This is a genomic window from Burkholderia paludis (assembly GCF_000732615.1).
Taxonomy (GTDB): Bacteria; Pseudomonadota; Gammaproteobacteria; order Burkholderiales; family Burkholderiaceae; genus Burkholderia; species Burkholderia paludis.
Genome location: NZ_JPGL01000090.1, coordinates 1 through 21,770 on the forward strand (window position 1 = coordinate 1; position 21,770 = coordinate 21,770).

The window sequence follows — 21,770 nt, forward strand, 5'->3', positions numbered from 1 at the left end:
TGCGGGAAGCGCGCGGCGGGGTCGCCGCGCGCCTGGGTCAGATCGCGATCAGATCGTCGTATGCAGGTGCAGATACAGTCCGGCCGCCGCGGCGCCGCCGAGCAGCGGGCCGACGACGGGCACCCATGCGTAGCGCCAGTCGCTGTCGCGCTTGCCGGGGATCGGCAGCAGCGCGTGCATGATGCGCGGCGACAGGTCGCGTGCGGGGCTCATCGCATAGCCGGTCGCGCCGCCGAGCGAGATGCCGATGCCGAGCACGAGCAGGCCGACGGGCAGCGCGTCGAGCGCGCCGAGGCCGACCTGCGGCGCCGCGAGATACAGCACGCCGAGGATCAGCACGAACGTGCAGATCGCTTCGGTCAGCAGGTTGTGCGTGACGCTGCGGATCGCGGGCGCCGTGCAGAACACGGCGAGCTTCAGGTCCGGATTGACTTCCTTGGCGAAGTGCTGGCGATACGCGAGCCACACCAGCAGCGAGCCGGCCATCCCGCCGAGCATCTGCGCGAGGATGTAGCCGCCGACTTTCGACCACGCGAACTTGCCGGCGAGCGCGAGGCTGATCGTGACGACCGGGTTCAGGTGCGCGCCGCTGAACGGCGCGGTCACGTAGACGGCGACGAATACGGCCATCGCCCAGCCCCACACGATCACGATCAGGTCCGCGCCGTTGCCCTTGGTCTTGGCGAGCAGCACGTTCGCGACCGCGCCGTTGCCGAGCAGCATGAGGATGGCGGCGCCGATGAATTCTGCAATATAAGGTGACATGGTTGTCTCTCGTATGTCACGGCGGACTCGCGCATCGCGCGGTCCGCCGGTGTTGTTGTATTGCGTCCGGGGTTCCGGTGGTTACTGGGTGTCGTCGGCCCACGCCTTCGCGGCGCGGACCGCACGCTGCCAGCCGGCCATGCAGCGCTCGACCTGGTCCTTCGGCATCGACGGCGAGAAGCGGCGATCGAGCTGCCACTGGTTGCGCACTTCGTCGAGATTCTTCCAGTAGCCGATCGCGAGACCCGCGAGGTAGGCCGCGCCGAGCGCGGTCGTCTCGGTGATCTGCGGCCGCACCGCGTCGACGCCGAGCAGGTCGGCCTGGAACTGCATCAGCAGGTCGTTCGCGCTCGCGCCGCCGTCGACGCGCAGCTCGCCGATGCTGATGCCCGAATCGGCTTCCATCGCGGCCAGCACGTCGAGCGACTGGTAGGCGATCGAATCGAGCGCCGCGCGGGCGAGGTGCGCGGAGGTCGTGCCGCGCGTGACGCCGAACACCGAGCCGCGCGCCCGCGCGTTCCAGTGCGGTGCGCCGAGGCCGGCGAACGCGGGCACGAGATAGACGCCGTCGGTATGCGGCACGCTTGCCGCGAGCGCCTCGATCTCGGCGGCCGACTTGATGATGCCGACCCCGTCGCGCAACCACTGCACGACCGCGCCCGCGATGAAGATGCTGCCTTCCAGCGCGTACTGCACGTTGTCGCCGATCTGCCATGCGATCGTCGTGACGAGGTTGTTCTTCGACTCGATCGGCTTGTCGCCGGTGTTCATCATCAGGAAGCAGCCGGTGCCGTAGGTGTTCTTCACCATGCCCGACTGCGTGCACATCTGGCCGAACAGCGCTGCCTGCTGGTCGCCGGCGATGCCCGCGAGCGGGATCTTCGACGCGAATACGGTGGTCTTCGTGTGGCCGTAGATTTCCGACGACGCCTTCACTTCCGGCAGCATGCTGCGCGGGATGTCGAGCAGCTCGAGCAGTTCGCTGTCCCACTCGCGCGTATGGATGTTGAACAGCATCGTGCGCGATGCATTCGTCACGTCGGTCACGTGCAGTTCGTGCTTCGTGAAGTTCCACACGAGCCAGCTGTCGACGGTGCCGAACGCGAGCTTGCCCTGACGCGCCTTGTCGCGCGCGCCGGGGACGTTGTCGAGGATCCAGCGGATCTTCGTCCCGGAGAAGTACGAGTCGATCGGCAGGCCGGTCTTCGCGCGCACCTTCGCCTCGAGCCCCTGCGCCTTCAGCGAATCGCAGAAATCGGCCGTGCGGCGATCCTGCCAGACGATCGCGTTGTAGACGGGCTGGCCCGTCTCGCGATCCCAGACGATCGTCGTCTCGCGCTGGTTGGTGATGCCGATCGCGGCGATCGACGTGCCGTTCAGGCCCGTGCGGGTGACGGCTTCTGCGGCGACGCCGGCTTGCGTCGACCAGATTTCCTGCGGGTCGTGCTCGACCCAGCCGGGTTGCGGGTAGATCTGTTCGAATTCCTTCTGGGCGATCGATACGATATTGCCCTGGCGATCGAACAGCATCGCGCGGGAACTCGTGGTGCCCTGGTCAAGCGCGAGGATGTACTGGTCCTGCATGTCTCTCATCTCCATCCGTGGATTGGCTTAGTTGTGATGCGCGCCGCATGTGGGGCGGCGCGTCGGTGAGTCAACGTCGGTACGGCAACTGCAACTGCATTCGGGTCAGGCGTGCGGCGCGTGCGCGGCGGCGAACCACGCGTCGACCGCGGCGGTCACGGCGTCGAGCGTACCCGGCGCGACGTGCAGGCCGAGCTTCGAGCGGCGCCACAGCACGTCCTGCGCGCAGGTCGCCCATTCGGCGTCGCGCAGGTAGCGCAGTTCGGCGTCGTGGATGCCCGGCGCGATTTCCGCGCCGAGATCGGCGAGCGACTTCGCGCCGTCGATCACGCGCTCCGCGCGCGTGCCGTAGGCGCGCGCATAGCGGCGCGCGAGTGCGGCCGGCAGCCACGGGTGGCGTTTCGCGAATGCGCCGGCGAACCCGTCGAATTTCGCGTTCGCGATGTCGCCGCCGGGCAGCGGCACGCCCGCCGTCCAGGTCTTCGCGTCGCGGCCGAGCGCACGGCACAGCATGTCGCCGGCTTCTTCGGCAAGCTTGCGGAACGTCGTGATCTTGCCGCCGAAGACCGACAGCAGCGGGGCGCCCGCGCCGTCGTCCATCTCGAGGCGATAGTCGCGCGTGACGGCCGATGCGTTCGCCGCGTTCTCGTCCTCGAGCAGCGGGCGCACGCCCGAATAGGTCCAGTGCACGTCGGCCGGCGAGATCTTGCGCTTGAAGTAGCGGTTGATCGAGTCGCACAGGTACTGCGTCTCGTCGCGATCGATCGCGACCTTCGCGGGATCGTTCGTGTATTCGACGTCGGTCGTGCCGATCAGCGTGAAGTCGTGCTCGTACGGAATCGCGAAGATGATCCGCTTGTCCGGGTTCTGGAAGATGTACGCGTGATCGTGATCGAACAGGCGGCGCGTGATGATGTGGCTGCCCTTCACGAGCCGCACGCTGTGATGGGCGCCGCGGCCGAGCGCACCGTGCAGCACCTCGCCGACCCACGGGCCGGCCGCGTTCGCGATCGCGCGCGCATGCACGACGCGGATCGAACCGTCGGCGTGCTGCAGCCGCGCCTCCCACTCGTCGCCGCGGCGTTCGGCGGAGACGAGCTTCGTGCGCGTCAGGATCTCGGCGCCGCGCTCCTTCGCATCCATCGCGTTCAGCACGACGAGGCGGGCGTCGTCGACCCAGCCGTCCGAGTACACGAAGCCGCGCTTGATCGAGTCGATCAGCGGCGCGCCGGCCGCATGGCGGCGCATGTCGATGCCGCGCGAGCCGGGCAGCAGTTCGCGTTTCGCAAGGTGGTCGTAGAGGAACAGGCCGATGCGGATCAGCCAGGCCGGCCGCAGGTTCGGCATGTGCGGCATCACGAAACGCAGCGGCCACATGATGTGCGGCGCCGCGCGCAGCAGCGTCTCGCGCTCCTGCAGCGCCTTGCGCACGAGTCCGAACTCGTTGTATTCGAGATAGCGCAGGCCGCCGTGAATCAGCTTCGTGCTGGACGACGACGTGTGCGACGCGAGGTCGTCCTGCTCGCAGAGCATGACCGACAGGCCGCGGCCGGCCGCATCGCGCGCGATCCCCGCGCCATTGATGCCGCCGCCGACGACGAGCAGATCGTAGCGATTCGGTTGGGTCACCTGCTGTCCTTATCGTCTGATGGAAGTTGGCGAACACGAAATGTTCGGATTCGAAATTTAACGAACGGAATCGAAAAAGTAAAGTTCGAAAAAGCGGGGCCAGTAGCGCGCGGCACGATCCCGGACGATACTGGCGGAATCGACCGTTTCGCGAGGTGAATCATGCGTATTGGGATGTGGGCCGGCGTGTGCGCCGTCCTTCTGGCCGGGTGCAGCGCCGGCGTGCCGCCGCTCGCCGGCAACTGGCGGGCGCCGTCGTTCGTCGACCTGCAGACGTCGTGCGGCGGCACGCTGCGCGACTGGGGCGCGGACGCGCAGCCGGTGTACTCGACGCTGTACGACGCGTACGTGGCGAAACGGTATCGCGGGCTGTCCGACGCGAACTATTGTGCGTTCGTAAACGAACTTTCGACGCGCTATGCGGCGCCCGACGCGGCGTCGCGCGCCGGCTGGATCGCGTATTTCAACGGCGCGCGCGCGCAGGCCGTGAGCTGGCGGGCGGCGGTCGATCCGACGCTGCGCGGCGGCTGACGCGGGCCCCGGCGGGCCGGCAGGACAAGCGGAGGCAGCCGCGCGGCCCGGAATCCGGGCGGCACGGCCGAGTCAGTCCGGAACCGGCGAGGCGTTACGAATAGCGGAATTTGATGGATCGCAGCGCGGCGTCGCCGGTTTCGGTCACGCAGTATTTGCGCCCCGATCCGAGCCCTTCCAGGCGAACGAGCTGCTGTTCGAGCAGTGCGTCGATCTCGTCCCGATCCATGTTGGTTTGATCGGGCGCGTCCTTCACAAGCAATAGCGTGGCGAATTCATGCGGACTCAGCATCGTTCTCTCCATGGCGACCAGTCAGCCCGCGCCGCCGGCGCGAAGGCCGGTGCGCGATACCCGTGGGGGTATGGCTTGGGGGGAAAAGCTGCATTCGCCGGCCGTGCTGTTCGTCCGCGCCCTGGCACAGGCGGAACGGCCGAACGGGCCGGGGAACTGGAGTCTAGTCGAGCGCACGGGCAACGACAAATCGTGCCCCGTTAATTTTCCGATTGACAGCCGGGCCGCGTGCAAGCGGTCCAGCCGCGCCGCCAACTTCTTGATTTCACTTGAGGTTTTGGGTGCGCCGCAGCATCGGCGGCGTCATTCCGCGACGTATACCTGGGTGCCGGCGGCCGCCACCGTGTCGGCCATCTCGGGCGGCAGCGGCTTGTCGGTGAACAGCGCGTGCACCTGGCTCAGGTGCCCCTGGCGCACCAGCGCGGGACGGCCGACCTTCGAATGGTCGGTCACGAGGTAGACCGTGCGCGCATGCTGCATGATCGCCTCGGCGACGCGTACCTCGCGCGTGTCGAAATCGCGCAGCGTGCCGTCGGCCTCGATCGCCGACGTGCCGATGATCGCGTAGTCGACCTTGAACTGGCGGATGAAGTCGATCGCGAGTTCGCCGACGATGCCCTTGTCCCACGGGCGGACGATGCCGCCGGTGATCAGCACCTCGCAGTCGGGGTAGCCGCTCATCATCGAGGCGACGTTCAGGTTGTTCGTGATCACGTGCAGCCCGTGGTGGCGGTTCAGCGCACGCGCGACTTCCTCGGTGGTCGTGCCGAGGTTGATGAACAGCGACGCCTGGTCGGGGATGTGCGACGCCGCGAGCGCCGCGATGCGCCGCTTCTCGTCGTGGAACATCCGCTGGCGCGCCGTGTACGACACGTTCTCCGAACTGGTCGGCAGGCTTGCGCCGCCGTGATAGCGGCGCAGCAGGTTGAGGTCGGCGAGCCAGTTCACGTCGCGGCGGATCGTCTGCGGCGTCACCGCGAAGTGCGCGGCGAGATCGTCGACGGTCACGAAGCCGTCGCGCTGCACCCATTCGAGCAATTCCTGCTGGCGCGCGTTGAGGGTGAGGCGGGGATCTCGGGTCATGGCTCGATGGTCGTGTCGTGAGACGGAGCGGGTATTGTAAGGGCGGTAACGGCGTTCGGCCGGCCTCGCCGGTTCGGCCGCCCGGTATTCATGCGAAAACCGCATGGATTCATTTAATAAATGAACTTGTGCGATCTTGTCGGTCGCGCTGCAATGGCGGATTGTCCGCGCATGCGGGCGCGCGTCCGGCGCGTTCATTCAGCTTTCGACGAGGTGGAACCGATGACTGGCTTCAACTGGCACAACCCGTATCCGACGACCCGCATTCCGGTGTTCGCGCGCAATGTCGTGTCGACGTCGCACCCGCTCGCCGCGCAGGCCGGGCTGCGGATGCTGTGGAAGGGCGGCAACGCGGTCGATGCCGCGCTGGCGGCAGCCGCCGCGATCACGGTCGTCGAACCCGTGTCGTGCGGGCTGGGCGGCGACGCGTTCGCGCTCGTGTGGGACGGCGAGCGTCTGTCCGGGCTGAACGCGTCGGGCGGCGCGCCGGCCGCATGGAATCCCGACTATTTCCGCAAGCGCCACGGCACGGATGCGCACGGCATCGCGAACAAGCCGAAGCGCGGCTGGGACACCGTCACCGTGCCGGGCGTGATCGCGGGCTGGGAGGCGCTGCATGCGAAGTTCGGATCCTTGCCGTTCGCCGACCTGCTCGAGCCGGCGATCGAGATCGCGGAGCGCGGCTATGCGGTGCCGCCGATCGTCGCGCACAAGTGGGCCGCCGCCGTGCCCGAGCTGCAGGGGCTGCCGGGTTTCGCGGAGACCTTCATGCCGCGCGGCCGTGCGCCGCAGGTCGGCGAACGCGTGTGCCTGCCCGGTCATGTGCAGACGCTGCGCGCGCTCGCGAAGGACGGCGCCCGCGCGTTCTACGAGGGCGCGCTCGCCGAGCGCATCGTCGCGTTCGCGCGCGACGGCGGCGGCGCGATGACCGCGGCGGACCTTCACGCCTACCGGCCGGAATGGGTCGAGCCGATCGGCAGGCGCTTCGGCCGTCACACGGTGCACGAGATGCCGCCGAGCGGGCAGGGCATCGCCGCGCTGATCGCGCTCGGAATCGCCGAGCATGCGGGCGTGACCGACTGGCCGCTCGATTCGGTCGAATCGCAGCACCTGCAGATCGAGGCGATGAAGCTCGCGTTCGCCGACGTCTACCGTTACGTGGCCGATCCGCGCGCGATGGACGTCACGCCCGCGGCGATGCTCGACGACGGCTATCTCGCCGAACGCGCGAAGCAGATCGATCCCGCGCGCGCGACGCACTTCGGCCCCGGCCGGCCGCATTCGGGCGGCACGGTCTACCTGACGGCGGCCGACGAGCGCGGGATGATGGTGAGCTTCATCCAGTCGAACTACATGGGCTTCGGCTCGGGGCTCGTCGTGCCCGGCACCGGCATCGCGCTGCAGAACCGCGGCCACGGCTTCTCGATGGACCCGGCGTCGCCGAACGTCGTCGCGGGCGGCAAGCGGCCGTTCCACACGATCATCCCGGCATTCGTCACCGAGGAGGTCGACGGCCGCACCGAGGCCGTGATGAGCTTCGGCGTGATGGGCGGCGACATGCAGCCGCAAGGCCACCTGCAGACCATCGTGCGGATGCTCGGCCATGGGCAGCAACCGCAGGCCGCCTGCGATGCGCCGCGCTGGAAGGTCAACCGCGACTTCACGCTCGACGTCGAGGCGACGATGAATCGCGCGACCGTCGACGCGCTTGCCGCACGCGGCCATGCGATCAAGTCGATCGACGATCCTTACATGGATTTCGGTTCGGGGCAGTTCATCTGGCGTCTCGACCGGGACGATCGCGAGCGCGGCTACGTGGCCGCGAGCGACAGCCGGCGCGACGGTCTGGCGGCCGGCTTCTGACGGCGCGCCGCGGCCGGTCGCGCGGTTCGCTATTGCGTGCGTTTCACGGGCGGCCGGGTGGCCGCCCGTTTCGTTTGGCGCGGCCGAAATCGCGGAGCCGGCGAAAGCGGTTCGAAGGACTCATCTAACGAACGGCAACAGACGCCGTGGAACTGCGCCTGTCGGGTATGGTCAGTGCTCTGGAGCACGAACCGCAAAGTCCGGCTAAGATGCCGGGATGGTTCGGCCGGACCGATTCACTATATAAACGAAGCAGAACGCCGCCTGCGGGACGGCTCGCGCCTGTGCCGAAGGCATGGGCCGGCCCCCGCGCGACGACTGGGAGCGCACCACCATGGACACGAAAACCACGCATGTCATGCCGTGGCGAATCGAGGACATCGACCTGAACCGGATCGATCGTCAGCGTGCCGCCGCGAACGAGGATCTGTTGCTGCTGTTGTGCGCGTCGTCGTTCATCGAAAGCGGCTCGGATCTCTACACGAGCAATCTGAGCCAGTTCTTCAACGACGATCCGGAAGTCTCCGCATGGCTCAACAATGCATGGGAGCACGAAGAATTGCAGCATGGCCGCGCGCTGAAGGCGTACATCGCGCACGTGTGGCCCGAGTTCGACTGGGATACCGCCTTCGCGAATTTCTTCGCCGAGTATTCGAAGACCTGCTCGGTCGAGGCGTTCGAAAAGACCCGTGCGCTCGAGATGGTCGCACGCTGCGTGGTCGAGACCGGCACGGCCACGCTCTATCGCGCGATCAACGAATGCTCCGACGAGCCCGTGCTGAAGGAAATCACCGACAACATCCGCTCGGACGAAGTGCGTCATTACAAGCACTTCTTCAAGTTCTTCAAGAAGTACAACCAGCTCGAAGGCAACGGCCGGCTCGCGGTGCTCGGCGCGCTGATGCGCCGGGTGATGGAAATCAAGAACGAGGACTCGGAGATCGCGTTGCGCCACGTGTTCGCCGTCCGCTATCCGGATCGCATCGGCGACAGCCAGTACAACCGCGAGCGCGCCGCGCGCATCAATTCGCTCGTGCGCCGCAACCTGTCGGCCGACATGTGCGTGAAGATGCTGCTCAAGCCGCTCGACCTGCCCGCGAAGATCCAGCCGGGCTTGCACTATCCGCTCACGAAGATCACGCGGCACGTGTTCCTGCGCTGATCGCCGCGGCGCGGCCGGCCGCGCGCATGCCGCGGCGGCTTCGTCCGCTTTTCACCCGGGCCACGCCATCATGACCGATACCCATCGCCACGCACTCGAACAATGGACGTTCGACGCGTGGCCGCCGGCCGTCGTGTCGTGCTTCGACGGCACCGCGCTCGAGCGTCATGCCGACCTCGCCGCATCGCTGATCGTCGCGACCGACGACGGGCAGTTGCGCACGACGCTGCTCGGCGTCGGCGAGATCTATGCGCACGACGCGCGCACGCTGCTGCTGGCGCTATGGCCGCAGTCGCGCGCGGCGCGCGCGATCGCGCAACGGCGTACGGCCGCGTTGACGCTCGTCGCGGACGGCGCGTTCCTGCAGGCGCAACTGAAGATGGCGCCGCTCGAAGGCGATTTCGGCGGGCTGGCCGGATTCGCCGCGACGATCGCGCACGGCGATGCGCAGCGGGTCGGCTATGCGCGTCTCGCGACCGGCGTCACGTTCACGCTGGAAGGGGACCGCGCCGCGGTGCTCGCACGCTGGCAGCGCCAGGTCGAGCACCTGCGGCGCGCGGCCGCGCGGCTTCAGTGACCGCGCTGGCCGCTGCGCGACGAACGGTTGCGGTTCGGGTGCGCGGCGTTGCCGTTCGCCGGGCGCGCAGCGTTGCCGCCGGCGCCGCCTTGCGTGCGTGGCTTCGCGGCTTTCTGCTGCGCAGCCTTCGGTTGCGCGTTGCCGTTGCGCTTCGCAGCCGGTTGGCCTGACCCGCCCGCGCGCGGCTGGCGATTGCCGCCGCCACCACCACCACCACCGCCGCCGCCGCTGCGCGGCTGCTGGCCGCGACGCTGCTGGATCGGCTCCGGCTTCACGTTCGGATCGGGTTCGAAGCCCGCGATCACTTCCTGCGGGATCTCGCGCTTGATCAGCCGCTCGATGTCGCGCAGCAGCTGCTTCTCGTCGACGCACACGAGCGACACGGCTTCGCCGGTCGCGCCCGCGCGGCCCGTGCGGCCGATCCGGTGCACGTAGTCTTCCGGCACGTTCGGCAGGTCGAAGTTGACGACGTGCGGCAACTGGTCGATGTCGATCCCGCGCGCGGCGATATCGGTCGCGACGAGCACCTGCAGCGTGCTGTTCTTGAACTCCGCCAGCGCGCGCGTGCGGGCCGACTGGCTCTTGTTGCCGTGGATCGCCATCGCGCTGATGCCGTCCTTCGTCAACTGTTCGGCGAGCCGGTTCGCGCCGTGCTTGGTGCGCGTGAACACGAGCACCTGGAACCAGTTGTGTTCGCGGATCAGATGCGTGAGCAGTTCGCGCTTGCGGTCGCGGTCGACCGGGTGGATCTTCTGCGCGACGCTTTCGGCCGTCGTGTTGCGGCGTGCGACCTCGATCAGCGCGGGCGAATCGAGCAGGCTGTCGGCGAGCGCCTTGATTTCATCGGAGAAGGTGGCCGAGAACAGCAGGTTCTGGCGCTGTGGCGGCAGCTTCGCGAGCACGCGCTTGATGTCGTGGATGAAGCCCATGTCGAGCATCCGGTCGGCTTCGTCGAGCACGAGGATGTCGAGATCCGACAGGTCGATCGTTTTCTGCTGCATGTGATCGAGCAGGCGGCCCGGCGTGGCGACGACGATGTCGACGCCGCGCTTGAGCGCGTCGATCTGCGGATTGATGCTGACGCCGCCGAACATCACCGCCGAGCGCAGCTTCAGGTATTTGCTGTACGCGCGCACGCTTTCCTCGACCTGTGCGGCGAGCTCGCGCGTCGGCGTGAGGATCAGCGCGCGCACCGCGCGCTTCGCGCCGCGATGTTCGCTGTAGAACGTGTGCAGGCGCTGCAGGATCGGCAGCGTGAAGCCGGCGGTCTTGCCGGTGCCCGTCTGCGCGCCGGCGAGCAGGTCGCCACCGCCGAGGACGGCCGGGATCGCCTGTTGCTGGATCGGGGTCGGCGACGTGTAGCCGAGCTCGTTGACCGCCTTGACCAGCGGTTCGGCCAAGCCGAGAGATTCAAAAGACATAGATACCACTCTTCAGTTTTATGATCAGCGACGTCTCGCGCGGCCCGCGCGGGAGGTGACATCGCAAAATGCAAAAGGGCGCGGCCGCGGTTTCCCGCAGCCGCGCCCCGTTTGTGTTCGCCGCTTCTTAGTCGAGCGGCGCGGAACGCAGATCGCTCACCTGTTGCGGCGAGATCGGCGTACCGTTGTTACCCCACGACATCCGGATATACGTGACAACCGCCGCCACTTCCTGGTTCGACAGCGACTGTGCGAACGGCGGCATCCCGTACGGACGCGGATTCTTGAACGTGCTCGGCGGATAGCCGCCATTCAGCACCATGCGGATCGGGTTGACCGCCGATTCCATCATGATCGAGTGGTTGCCCGCGAGCGGCGGATAGGACGGCGGCTTGCCCGCGCCGCTTTCGGCGTGGCAGGTCGCGCAGTTGTCCGCGTAGATCTTCTTGCCCTGGTCGAACAGCGCGTTGCCGAACTGCTTCGACGGCTCGTACTGCATGTTCTTCGGCGCTTCAGCCTTCTGCGGGATCGACTTCAGGTACGTCGACATCGCGCGCGTATCTTCGTCGCTCATGTACTGCAGGCTGTTGTGCACGACGTCGGCCATCGGGCCGAACACCGCGCCCTTGTTCGACACGCCGGCCTGCAGCAGGTCGGACAGCTCCTGCACGTGCCAGTCGCCGAGGCCGAGTTCCTTGTCGTTCGTCAGCGACGGCGCATACCAGTTCTGCAGCGGGATCAGGCCGCCCGCGAACGCTGCCGAGCTGACCGGGCCGCCCATCATGTTGATCGACGTGTGGCACATCGAGCAGTGGCCGAGGCCTTCGACGAGGTACGCGCCGCGGTTCCATTCGACCGACTTGGTCGGATCCGGCTTGTATTCGCCTTCCTTGAAGAACAGCGTGCGCCAGCCGATCAGCAGGTTGCGGTTGTTGAACGGGAACTTCAGTTCATGCGGACGGCTCGGCACCGACACCGGCGCGACCGAGCGCAGGTACGCGTAGATCGCGTCCGAATCGGCGCGCGTGACCTTCGTGTAGCTTGCGAACGGGAAACCCGGGTAGAGCAGGCTGCCGTCCTTCGAACGGCCGGTGTGCATCGCGCGGTAGAAGTCGTCCGACGTCCACTTGCCGATGCCGTCCTTGTCGTCCGGCGTGATGTTCGGCGTGTACATCGTGCCGAACGGCGTCGCCATCGGCAGGCCGCCCGCGAACGACTTGCCGCCGCGCACGGTGTGGCACGCGATACAGTCGCCGACGCGCGCGAGATATTCGCCCTTCTTGATCAGCGCCGCCTGGTCGGCCGGCGTGGCCGCGACGGCGGAAGCGCCGTGCAGCGTGTCGTTGCCCGGCCACAGGACCGGCACGAGAGCGGCAGCCGCGACGATCGCGACGGCCGAGAGTGCAAACAGGGACTTGCGTTTCATTGTGTCTGTCTCCCTTGCCTTATTGCGGTTCGCTGCCGCAGGCGAGCGGAGTCTTCATCGAACGCGCCGGAGCCGGCACGGGGTTGGCGGGCGCCGGTTGCGCGGCGAGCCATGCGGTCACGGCCGTCACGTCTTCATCGGAAAGCTTCGCTGCGACGTCGTGCATGCAATCGGGCGCCTTCGCGTGGCGGTTGCCCGAGCGCCATGCACCGATCTGCGCGCTCAGGTAATCGGCGTGCAGGCCGACCAGGCCCGGGATCGCCGGCTGCATGCCGGTCAGCGTCGCGCCGTGGCAGGCCACGCAGGCCGGCAGCTTGCGGGACGGGTCGCCTTGCGTGACGAGCTGCTTGCCGCGCGCGAGCGTCGCGGCCGGCAGCGTCGGCTTCGCCGGCGTCGGGTACGGCGGGCGTTCGGCCGAGAAGTGCTCCGCCATCTCGCGCAGGTAGTCGTCGCTGAGGTACGTCAGCAGGTAGTTCATCGGCGGGTACTTGCGCCGGCCGTCGCGGAAGTTGACGAGCTGGTTGTACAGGTACTCGGCCGGCTTGCCGGCAAGCCGCGGGAAGTAGTCGTTGTCCGTGCCTTGGCCATGGACGCCGTGGCAGGCCGTACAGCCGCGCACGCGCTCGGCCATGGTATCGGGTGCCTTGAGCGGCGCCTGCTGGGCGTGCGCTTGCTCCGTGGGCTTGGTCTGCGCTTGGGCAGCGCTCATAAGGCCCGCGCCGCCGATCATGAGAACGGCGAGCAGCGGACGGAAGAGGCGTCTTGAAGACACACGAGACTCCATGTTTATTCGACGGGGACCTGTCCGGGCTACGGTCGGCTCGGCGCATGACGGCAAGGCAGCCGGGCTGCTGCGACGCGGCATTCTATCATCGATGGGTAATGACGGCTATTTGACAAAAGGACATCGGTTCCTGCTGGTTTGCGACTTGCGACAATTTGACGCGCCCTGTGTCGCGGCCGTGTGAACCGGCGTGCGTTTTCACCATCGAAGACCGTACACTCGCGGGTCGCGCGGCGCCGCCTCCGCCGCAGGTCCAGTCGTTTCCCCCGTTTCCGGATTCATCGATGACGTTTTCTACCGTGCCGTTGCCCGCTTCATGCCGTCCGTCCCGTCGCCGCCGCGCTGCCGGCCTGCCGTTGCCGGGAGGGTGCGCGCGATGAAGTTCGACAGCTTGTGGATCGGTCAGGTCGCGCTTGCGGCACTGATGGACGCCGCGTTCGCGATGGCGGTCGGCTCGGCGCTGCTCAAGGCGTGGCTCGGCAAGGACGGCGCGCGGCCGGCCGTCGCGCCGTCGCATCCCGCGTGGCTGCGCGCGCAACATTCGCTGGTCGCGGCGGCGCTGGCGCTCGTGCTCGCGGATCTCGGCTGGCTGCTCTACGAGGCCGCGGCGATGAGCGGCGCGGGGCTCGGCGGCGGGTTCGCCGCGATCCCCGTCATGCTGATGCAGACGCACACGGGCTTCGCATGGAGCGTCGCGTTCGGCGGCGCCGTGGTGCTCGCGCTCGTCGCACTGGCGAAGCCGGACGGTCCCGTCGAGCACGCGTTGCTGTGGCTCGCGGTAATCGTGATCGCGGGCGGCAAGGCCTCGCTCGGCCATGCGGCCGATACGGGCGCGCTGTCGGCGGCGGTCGGCGTGCAGACGCTGCACCTGCTCGCGACGGCCGTATGGGGCGGCCTCGTGCTCGCGGGCGGGCTCGCGGTGCTGCCGGTGCTGGGTGCGTCGGTCGCGCGCGGCGCGCTGATCCGGATCGCCCAGCACCTGTCGCGCACGTCGGTCGTCGCGCTCGTCTTCGTGCTCGGCACCGGCGTGCTCAATGCGTTGCGCGGGCTCGGCGGCTCGCTTGCGCCGCTCGACGGCAGTACGTGGGGGCGCGTGTTGCTGCTGAAGCTGCTGCTGGTCGCGCTCGCGCTCGTGCTCGGCGGCCTGAACCGCTTCTCGGCGCTGCCGCGCCTGCGCCGCACCGCGTCGACCGAGGATGCGCACACGTTCCGCAACATCCTGCATCTCGAGGCGCTGATGATGATCGGCGTGTTCGTCGCGGCCGCCGTGCTGTCGTTCACCGTGCCGGGGTTCGCGGCGCTCGGCTGACGGCGGGATGCGCGCGCCGCGACGCCGGGCGGCCGACGCGCGCCCGGCAGGCACCGGGCGGCGCGCCGCGCAGGCGGGAACGGCAGGCTGTCGCGCGGGCGTTCCCGAATCGATGCATGCCGCGCATGCCGCGCGGGCCGCGGCCGCGCGCGATGCGCATCGCGCTCACCACTCGGCGACGCTGCCGTCCGAGTGGCGCCACACCGGGTTGCGCCAGCGGTGGCCCGTCTTCGCCATCTCGCGCACCCGCTCCTCGTTGACGTCGATACCGAGCCCCGGGCCCTGCGGGATCGCGACGAAACCGTCCTCGTAGCGAAACACCTCGGGGTTGCGCAGGTAGTCGAGCAGGTCGTTGCCCTGGTTGTAGTGGATGCCGAGGCTCTGTTCCTGGATGAACGCGTTGTAGCTGACCGCATCGAGCTGCAGGCACGCGGCGAGCGCGATCGGGCCGAGCGGGCAGTGCAGCGCGAGCGCGACGTCGTAGCTTTCCGCGAGCGTGGCGATCTTGCGGCACTCGGTGATGCCGCCCGCGTGCGACGCGTCGGGCTGGATGATGTCCACGTAGCCGCCCGCGAGGATGTGCTTGAAGTCCCAGCGCGAGTACAGCCGTTCGCCGAGCGCGATCGGCGTGTCGGTCTGGTTGACGATGTCGCGCAGCGCCTCGGCGTTTTCCGACAGCACCGGCTCCTCGATGAACATCAGCCTGTACGGGTCGAGCTCCTTCGCGAGCACCTTCGCCATCGGCTTGTGCACGCGGCCGTGGAAGTCCACGCCGATCCCGACGTGCGGGCCCACCGCGTCGCGCACGGCCGCGACGTTCGCGATCACCTGCTCGACCTTGTCGTAGGTGTCGACGATCTGCAGTTCCTCGGAGCCGTTCATCTTCACGGCCTTGAAGCCGCGCTCGACGACCGCGCGTGCGTTGTTCGCGACGTCGCTCGGCCGGTCACCGCCGATCCACGAATACACCTTGATGCGATCGCGCACCTGGCCGCCGAGCAGCGCATGCACGGGCACGCCGTGATGCTTGCCCTTGATGTCCCACAGCGCCTGGTCGACGCCCGCGATCGCGCTCATCGTGATCGGGCCGCCGCGGTAGAAGCCGGCGCGGTACATCACCTGCCAGTGATCCTCGATCAGCAGCGGATCGCGGCCGACGAGGTAGTCGGCCAGTTCCTGCACGGCGGCCTCGACCGTGTGCGCGCGACCTTCGACGATCGGCTCGCCCCAGCCGACGATGCCTTCGTCGGTTTCAATCTTGAGGAACAGCCAGCGCGGCGGGACGACGAAGGTTTCGAGGCGGGTGATTTTCATGACGCGAGTCTCCAGGATTGACCGGCGCGGGCGCTCGGTCGCGTGCTTTCGCGGTTATCCTAGCGTAGCCCGTTAAAAAATAGTATTAATAGCATTATTGTGCAGATAGTGGGCACGCCGGCATGCCGGCTCAACGGAGAACGATCATTCAACGCGACCTGCATGGACAGACGGCGTTCCAGCTGGCGACGGCGATCCTGCGCGGCGACTATCCGCCCGAATCGCTGTTGCCGAGAGAACCCGACCTGATGGAGATGTACGGCGTGAGCCGCACGGTGATGCGCGAGGCGCTGCGCACGCTCACGTCGAAGGGGCTCGTCGAGTCGCGGCCCAAGGTCGGCACGCGGGTACGGCCGCGCCGCGCGTGGAATCTGCTCGACGCCGACCTGCTCGACTGGTACGCGCGTGTCGCGCCGCCGCTCGCGTTCGCGCTCAAGCTGCAGGAGATGCGCGAGATGATCGAGCCGTACGCGGCCGCGCTTGCCGCGCGCGCGCATACGCCGGAAACCCTCGGCGCGATCGACGGCGCGGCGCGCGCGATGGCCGCCGCGCGCAACGTCGACGAATGGGTGCGCGCCGACCTGCGCTTTCACCTGGGCGTGCTCGAGGCCGGCGGCAACGAGCTGCTGGTGCCGCTCGGCGCGCTGATCGACCGCACGCTCGAAGCGCAACTGCATCTGAATGCGCGCCGCGCGGATGTCTACAATGCGTCGCTTGCCGAGCACGTGGCCGTGGGCGACGCGATCCGCGCGCGCGACGAAGACGGCGCGCGCCGCGCGATGGCGGCCCTGCTGGCGGTGACGCGCGCGCGGATCGAGATGTCGTGACGCGGCGGAACGCCGTCAGGCGTTCGCGCAGCCCCCCGGCTTGCGGATCCGTTCCTTCGATGCCGGGTATTTCGCGAGCAGGCTCGCCGGCCGCCGGGGCCGTACGACCAGGTCGCCTCCGCAGTTCGGGCAGCGGCCTTTCAGCACGTCGTCGGCGCAGCTCGCACAGAACGTGCACTCGAACGTACAGATGCGGGCCTCCGTCGAATCGGGCGGCAGGTCCTTGTCGCAGCATTCGCAGCCGGGGCGCAGTTCGAGCATGACGGTTTTCCTCGGTCGGGGGAGGGGCGGGCGCCGCCGGATATCGCACGCGGCGCAGGCGAGCGCTACTGTACGCGTTCGGGCGGCCCCGGCCAACGGTGTTTCGCCCGGATGCCGCCGTATTTGAACGGGCATCGCGTGTGCGCGCGCTGCGGGAATCGTCCGAGTGGCGGCGACGTCGATCCGAACGGTGCGGCGATGTCCGCGAGCGACGTACGTCGCATCGAGGATATCGGCTTCGATACGTTGCCCGACATGCACACCGGCGGCCGCTCGCACCGAACGGCGCATCGCCGCGCGAACGGATGCACGGCGATCAGGACGGTTGCGCCGAAGCCGCCTCCGGCTGCGGCGCAGGGTCTGCCGCGTGCGTGCGGGCCTCGGCCGGGCGTTCGATCAGCGGCGCCAGCGCCGGCGCCATGGATTTCAGCAACTGCACGGCCATCGCGCTCGTGAAGTCGTAGCGCGCGGCATACGGTTCGTGCGCGGTTGCCGTCAGGACCCCGAAGAACCGGTCGCCGAGCACGAACACGAACGTGCCGCTGCGGTTCACCTTGCGCGATTCGATCAGCCGCGCGCCGCGTGCATAGACGTTGAAGCGCTGGTCGCCCGTACCCGTCTTGCCGTACACGTCGAGCGTCTTGCCGTCGGGCAGCGTGAACCCGCCCGCGAGGCGGCGCGCGGTGCCGTCGAGCACGACGTCGCGCAGCAGCGTGTGCGCCACGTTGACGATTTCCGGCGACAGCATCGGCTGCGGTTGCGGGGCCGCACGCACGAAGCGCGTTTCGTACGGCGTGCCCTTCGCGAAATCGAGCCGCGTGATCGTTTCGGTCGGCGCCTTCTGGCCGCCGTTCGCGATCAGGCCGATCAGTTTCGCGAGGGCGTCGGGCTGGTCGCCCGATGCGCCGATCGCGGCCGCATAGGAGGGCGTGACTTCCGCGAACGGGTAGCCGAGCGCGCGCCACGACTTCGTGATCTCCGCGTATGCGCGCAGCTCGACCATGCGGCGGATGCGGCGGTCCTGGGTCGCGTGATAGCGCGTCTTGTACAGCCACGAGTACGTGTAGAAACGCACGTCGCGGCTGTCGCGCTGGACGTCGGCAAGCGACGCGCCCGGGTGCGCGCGCAGGTAGTTGAGCGTCCACAGCGCGAGCGGGTGCACGCTCGCGATATAGCCGCGGTCGTTGAGGTTGAAGCGGTCGATCGCGTATTTCGCGTAGAGCGCGGCGAGATCGTCGTCGGACAGCGTCGCGGCCGGCGTGCCTTTCAGCTGCGCACGCATCTGCGCGTCGAACCAGGCGAGCGATTCGTTCGGCGCGACGCTGCGCAGCACCGTCGCGATCTTCGGCGGCGACTTGCGCACGTCGCGCAGCATCAGCGCGAGCGCGTCGTCGGGCGCCTTGTCCGCATAGCGCGTGTAATAGCGCTTCACGTAGACCTGGCTTTCGCCGTCGACGAACTGCTGCAGATAGCGGCGGCGCTGCTCGGGATCGCCGAGCCACGACGACGACGGGCCGGCCGCCTCCAGCGTCTCGTAGTGGACGATGTCGCGCATCAGCCGGACGAACACCAGGTTGACCGAATGCTCGAACGCCGTGTGCAGCGTCATGATGCGGCCGTTGTCCGATTTTTCGAAGTTCGAGAACACCTGCGCGCCGCCGCCCGTGTAGAACACGTCGGGGCTTGCCGAATACTTGCGTTCGACGGCCGCGTCGAGCATCGCCTGCAGCGAGCGGTCGTTCGTGTGCGACAGGTAGTCGAGCGCCCAGCGCGACAGCCCGTCGAGCGGGTCGGGCTTCACGCGCGCAAGCTCCGCGTTCGACAGGTTCGCATAGCGCGCATGCAGGTCGGAGACGATCTGCAGGTACGTGATCAGCGTGCGCAGTTTCGCGGTCGAGCCGAGGTTGATGCGGCCGCCGCGATTGACGTCGAACGGTTCGTTCACGCTGTCGGTCTGCACGCGCAGCAGGTTCGCGCCGTTGCGGCGCTCGTACAGCGTGAAGCTGTACGTGAGGTGCGACGGGTCGTCCTGCGGCGCGAGCATCTCGAACCCGTACAGGCCGGCCGCCTGCGCGCCGTCGCGCGTCGACGCCTGCGCGAGCCGTTCGGCGACCGCCTGCTGCACGCCGTTGTCGAGCGTGCTGGTGGCCTGCAGGTCGAGCTGGTCGAGCTGGTACAGGTCGCCGATGCCGAGCGCCGCCAGCAGCGATGCGCGCGCGGACGTCACGGCCTTGCGCGACACGAACGACTGCACGTGCGCGGCGGCTGGCGGCGCGCTGCGCTCGATCTGCGCGGCGAGCGCGGCGTCGCGCAGCGCGGGCGAGATCACGCCGCCGTTCGACAGCAACCGCAGGTAGCTGTCGGTCAGCCGCTGCAGCGCCGGATAGCCGCGATTGAGGAAGTACGACGGTGCGCGCTGCGCGATGATCAGCGACAGCACTTCGCGGAACGTCCTGCCCTGTTCGTCGACGTTGTCGCCGGTCGTCGGCGCGGACAGGATGCGGTTCACGTCGTCGAGGTTGCGGCCGTACCAGGCGGCCAGGCCGTCGCCGATGCCGGTGATTTCGCCGATGTGCGGCCGCGCGGCGAGCGGCACCGAGTTCAGGTAGCGCACGACGATGGTGCGGCGCGCGGCCATCGTCTGCGGGCCGTTCAGGTACGCGCGGACCGACGCGGACGCGATCTGCCGCAGTTTCTCGGGCGGCGTCGCGGTACGGCCCTCGGGCGAATGGCGGAACTTCTCGATCTGCGTCGCGAGCGTGCTGCCGCCCGGGCGCGCCTGGTGGCGGTTGACCACGTGCAGCGCCTGGTCGGCGAGCGCGCGGCTGAAACGCCCCCAGTCGATCGCCGGGTTGCGGTTCGGTTCGTTCCCGTCGAGCAGGTAGCGATCCTCGATGAACAGCAGCGAATCGGCGACCACGTGCGGCACGGCGTCGAAATCGGCATAGACCCGCTGCGGGAACACGGTCGAGAACAGCGGCGCGCCGGTCGAGTCGAACAGCATCAGGCCGGCCTGGTCCTTCTCGTCGAACGGGAGGAACAGCCCGCGCTCGCCCAGCGACAGCATCCGCTGCGAATCGCGGGCCTGCCTGCCGACGACGAAGCCGCGCGCGAGCAACCGTTCCTGGAATGCCGGAATCATCGCGTAGCCGAGGCGCTGGTCGTACGGGCCGTTCGCGGGGAAGCGGATGTGGTCGCTCGGGCCCGTCTCGACCGTGTAGCCGACGTCGCGCGTGAGTTCCGACAGGTAGTGCGCCTGCAGCCGGGACGTCTCGATCTCGCTCTGCACGAGGCGAGCGACGATCGCGACCGCGATCAGCAGTGCGGCGAGCACAGACCACTTGACCCACGTCCAGACCGATACGGGACCGGTCACGCGCGGCAGGATACGATTCAGCGGCCGATTCATGGCGGCGTCTCCCTGAAGGCGCGGGCTCCGGCCGCACCCCATTAAGGATTAGTGTAGTCCTCCGCAGCGGGCTGCCAAGGGCGTTCACTACCGAGATGCGCCGATGCAACGTGCGTGCCCGCGATGCGTGGCAACCGGCGTTGCCGGACGGTGGTGCCGGGCCGTCGCGCCGCGACGCTGGCGTGCGCCGCGCCGGGGCATTCGCGGAGGGTGTGGCGGCGGTCAGCCCCGGCGGCCGGGCATGCGGACGATGCACCGGTTCCGTGCGGCGCGGCGGGACGGCAATTCGGGCCGGAACCCGACGATGAAATCACGGCAGGCGGGCAGCGGCGGTACGGGTTTCCGCGATAGCCGCGCGCGCCGGCCGCGGGTAGGATCGTCGGATGTGCGGCGCCTTTCCGATTTCGCCGGGAGTCTCATGCCGATCCATCCCGTCGCGCTTGTTTGTACGGCGATCCTCGGGCTGTTGCTGTTCGGGCTCGGGCTCGTCGTGTCCGTCACGCGCTTCCGGCACGCCATCTCGGCGGGGTGTGCGTCCGATCCGGCGAACGGGTTGTACAAGATCGTGCGCGCGCACGGCAACACGGCCGAATACGCGCCGTTCCTCGCGGTGCTGTTTCTCTATTTCGGCGCCCACGATCCGTCGCGCGCGATCCTGGCGCTGATCGTCGCGGCGACCGTGTGCCGCTGCCTGCTCGTGATCGGATTGCTCGCGTGGCCGACGATGGCCCGGCCGAACCCCGTGCGTTTTGTCGGCGCGCTCGGTACGTATCTGTGCGGCGCCGCGCTGTGTCTCGCGCTGTTCGCGTGAGCGGCGGCACGCCGTCCGGGGCGGCTGCGCCGCGCGCCGCTATCGTCGCGGCAGCTTCGCGCGATCGTGCCGGCATGACGTACCACCGGGTCGCCACCGGGCCCGGCTCCTTTCCGGCGAGGTGTACCCCCGTACCCGAGCGCTGTCCATCCGCACGCACCGGGTATCGATTCGGCCGGGCGTCCGGCGGTCGAATCGACCAACGGGCAGGGTGCATCGGCGAACGATCGCCAGTCTGAGGCGTGGAGCGGCATCCGGCGCACGTTCTGACGAGGGCGGCGCTCGGCGGGTGGCGGCCGTGAGCGGTGATATGCTCGCGGGACGCCCGCGACCGACGGGCGGATTCCGATTGCCTGCGCCCGGCCGCGCCGCCGTGTCGCGCGGCATTTTCGAGGGAAGAATCGACATCATGAGCCGCAAATTCATTCTGAAGGGCGACACGACCGACCACGGCGGCGTCGTGCTCGACGGGATCGCCAACTCGTCGTTCGACGGACGCGAACTCGCGTATCTCGGCGCGCCCGTGTTCTGCGCGGCGTGCAAGTCGCCGGGCGTGATCGTGTCGGACGGCGGCGAGCGGACGATGACCGTCATGGGCAAGGTCGTCGCGCTCGAACACGATCTGTGCCAGTGCCTGTGCTCGCCGCAACCGAAGCTGATCGCGTCGCAGGCCACGGGCACGATCGCGAGTTGAACGCCGCCGCGCGGATTCCGTTTTCATC

General features: G+C 68.4%; 19 protein-coding genes. 8 read left to right on the plus strand and 11 right to left on the minus strand.

Features of this window, described 5'->3' with window-relative positions; translation table 11 throughout:
- Window positions 1–48: 48 nt before the first annotated feature.
- The 3 genes from GQ56_RS0136130 to glpD form a co-directional block, all read right to left on the minus strand.
- A complete protein-coding gene (locus GQ56_RS0136130) occupies window positions 49–765 on the minus strand; it encodes an MIP/aquaporin family protein (RefSeq protein WP_031403273.1) in 717 nt (238 codons plus the stop codon).
- A gap of 81 nt (window positions 766–846) precedes the next feature.
- Window positions 847–2,349, minus strand: a complete 1,503-nt coding sequence (gene glpK, locus GQ56_RS0136135) for a glycerol kinase GlpK (protein ID WP_031403274.1) — start codon at window positions 2,347–2,349, stop codon at window positions 847–849.
- Window positions 2,350–2,454: 105 nt separating this feature from the next.
- Window positions 2,455–3,978 (minus strand): glycerol-3-phosphate dehydrogenase, encoded by a 1,524-nt coding sequence (glpD, locus tag GQ56_RS0136140; RefSeq protein ID WP_031403275.1) that lies wholly within the window; start codon window positions 3,976–3,978, stop codon window positions 2,455–2,457.
- A 162-nt stretch (window positions 3,979–4,140) separates the two neighbouring features.
- On the opposite strand from glpD, the gene GQ56_RS0136145 reads away from it, so the two are divergent.
- Window positions 4,141–4,509 carry a hypothetical protein gene (locus tag GQ56_RS0136145; protein WP_031403276.1) on the plus strand — a complete coding sequence of 123 codons (369 nt, stop codon included), beginning with the start codon at window positions 4,141–4,143 and terminating at the stop codon, window positions 4,507–4,509.
- 94 nt (window positions 4,510–4,603) lie between these two features.
- On the opposite strand, the gene GQ56_RS0136150 is transcribed toward GQ56_RS0136145, so the two are convergent.
- Both GQ56_RS0136150 and GQ56_RS0136155 read right to left on the minus strand, forming a co-directional pair.
- Complete coding sequence (locus GQ56_RS0136150) at window positions 4,604–4,801, minus strand: hypothetical protein (protein ID WP_031403277.1); 198 nt, start codon at window positions 4,799–4,801, stop codon at window positions 4,604–4,606.
- A 303-nt stretch (window positions 4,802–5,104) separates the two neighbouring features.
- Window positions 5,105–5,884, minus strand: coding sequence for a DeoR/GlpR family DNA-binding transcription regulator (locus tag GQ56_RS0136155; protein ID WP_006493999.1), 780 nt, complete (start codon window positions 5,882–5,884; stop codon window positions 5,105–5,107).
- 222 nt (window positions 5,885–6,106) lie between these two features.
- Here GQ56_RS0136155 and GQ56_RS0136160 point away from each other — a divergent pair, with 222 nt between their 5' ends.
- The 3 genes from GQ56_RS0136160 (at window position 6,107) to GQ56_RS0136170 (ending at window position 9,486) form a co-directional block, all read left to right on the plus strand.
- The gene (locus GQ56_RS0136160; protein ID WP_031403278.1) at window positions 6,107–7,747 is read left to right on the plus strand and encodes a gamma-glutamyltransferase family protein; all 1,641 of its coding nucleotides are present in this window, start codon (window positions 6,107–6,109) and stop codon (window positions 7,745–7,747) included.
- Between the two features lie 334 nt (window positions 7,748–8,081).
- Window positions 8,082–8,909, plus strand: a complete 828-nt coding sequence (locus GQ56_RS0136165; RefSeq protein ID WP_031403279.1) for a ferritin-like domain-containing protein — start codon at window positions 8,082–8,084, stop codon at window positions 8,907–8,909.
- A 70-nt stretch (window positions 8,910–8,979) separates the two neighbouring features.
- Complete coding sequence (locus GQ56_RS0136170; RefSeq protein ID WP_031403280.1) at window positions 8,980–9,486, plus strand: hypothetical protein; 507 nt, start codon at window positions 8,980–8,982, stop codon at window positions 9,484–9,486.
- Here GQ56_RS0136170 and GQ56_RS0136175 read toward each other — a convergent pair.
- The 3 genes from GQ56_RS0136175 to GQ56_RS0136185 all read right to left on the minus strand — a co-directional run bounded on the left by GQ56_RS0136175 (window position 9,480) and on the right by GQ56_RS0136185 (window position 13,117).
- Window positions 9,480–10,907: a DEAD/DEAH box helicase gene (locus GQ56_RS0136175; RefSeq protein WP_031403281.1), complete on the minus strand. Its 1,428-nt coding sequence runs from the start codon at window positions 10,905–10,907 to the stop codon at window positions 9,480–9,482. The genes GQ56_RS0136170 and GQ56_RS0136175 overlap by 7 nt on opposite strands.
- A 127-nt stretch (window positions 10,908–11,034) precedes the next feature.
- On the minus strand, window positions 11,035–12,333 hold the full coding sequence (locus tag GQ56_RS0136180) for a c-type cytochrome (protein WP_031403282.1): 1,299 nt from the start codon (window positions 12,331–12,333) through the stop codon (window positions 11,035–11,037).
- A 19-nt stretch (window positions 12,334–12,352) separates the two neighbouring features.
- The gene (locus tag GQ56_RS0136185; RefSeq protein ID WP_031403283.1) at window positions 12,353–13,117 is read right to left on the minus strand and encodes a c-type cytochrome; all 765 of its coding nucleotides are present in this window, start codon (window positions 13,115–13,117) and stop codon (window positions 12,353–12,355) included.
- Between the two features lie 376 nt (window positions 13,118–13,493).
- Here GQ56_RS0136185 and GQ56_RS0136190 point away from each other — a divergent pair, with 376 nt between their 5' ends.
- A complete protein-coding gene (locus GQ56_RS0136190) occupies window positions 13,494–14,426 on the plus strand; it encodes a CopD family protein (protein WP_031403284.1) in 933 nt (310 codons plus the stop codon).
- Window positions 14,427–14,591: 165 nt separating this feature from the next.
- Here GQ56_RS0136190 and dgoD read toward each other — a convergent pair whose 3' ends face one another.
- On the minus strand, window positions 14,592–15,740 hold the full coding sequence (dgoD, locus tag GQ56_RS0136195; protein WP_031403285.1) for a galactonate dehydratase: 1,149 nt from the start codon (window positions 15,738–15,740) through the stop codon (window positions 14,592–14,594).
- 122 nt (window positions 15,741–15,862) lie between these two features.
- On the opposite strand from dgoD, the gene GQ56_RS0136200 reads away from it, so the two are divergent.
- Complete coding sequence (locus GQ56_RS0136200; RefSeq protein ID WP_031403286.1) at window positions 15,863–16,567, plus strand: FadR/GntR family transcriptional regulator; 705 nt, start codon at window positions 15,863–15,865, stop codon at window positions 16,565–16,567.
- 15 nt (window positions 16,568–16,582) lie between these two features.
- Here the strand turns inward: GQ56_RS0136200 and GQ56_RS0136205 are convergent, their stop codons facing one another.
- Together GQ56_RS0136205 and GQ56_RS0136215 are read right to left on the minus strand one after the other, a co-directional pair.
- Window positions 16,583–16,828, minus strand: coding sequence for a DUF1272 domain-containing protein (locus GQ56_RS0136205; protein ID WP_031403287.1), 246 nt, complete (start codon window positions 16,826–16,828; stop codon window positions 16,583–16,585).
- A gap of 316 nt (window positions 16,829–17,144) precedes the next feature.
- Window positions 17,145–20,237, minus strand: coding sequence for a transglycosylase domain-containing protein (locus GQ56_RS0136215; protein WP_031403288.1), 3,093 nt, complete (start codon window positions 20,235–20,237; stop codon window positions 17,145–17,147).
- Between the two features lie 418 nt (window positions 20,238–20,655).
- On the opposite strand from GQ56_RS0136215, the gene GQ56_RS0136220 reads away from it, so the two are divergent.
- Both GQ56_RS0136220 and GQ56_RS0136225 read left to right on the plus strand, forming a co-directional pair.
- Window positions 20,656–21,048 (plus strand): MAPEG family protein, encoded by a 393-nt coding sequence (locus GQ56_RS0136220; RefSeq protein WP_034200328.1) that lies wholly within the window; start codon window positions 20,656–20,658, stop codon window positions 21,046–21,048.
- Window positions 21,049–21,457: 409 nt separating this feature from the next.
- The gene (locus GQ56_RS0136225) at window positions 21,458–21,742 is read left to right on the plus strand and encodes a PAAR domain-containing protein (protein WP_031403290.1); all 285 of its coding nucleotides are present in this window, start codon (window positions 21,458–21,460) and stop codon (window positions 21,740–21,742) included.
- Window positions 21,743–21,770: the final 28 nt, after the last annotated feature.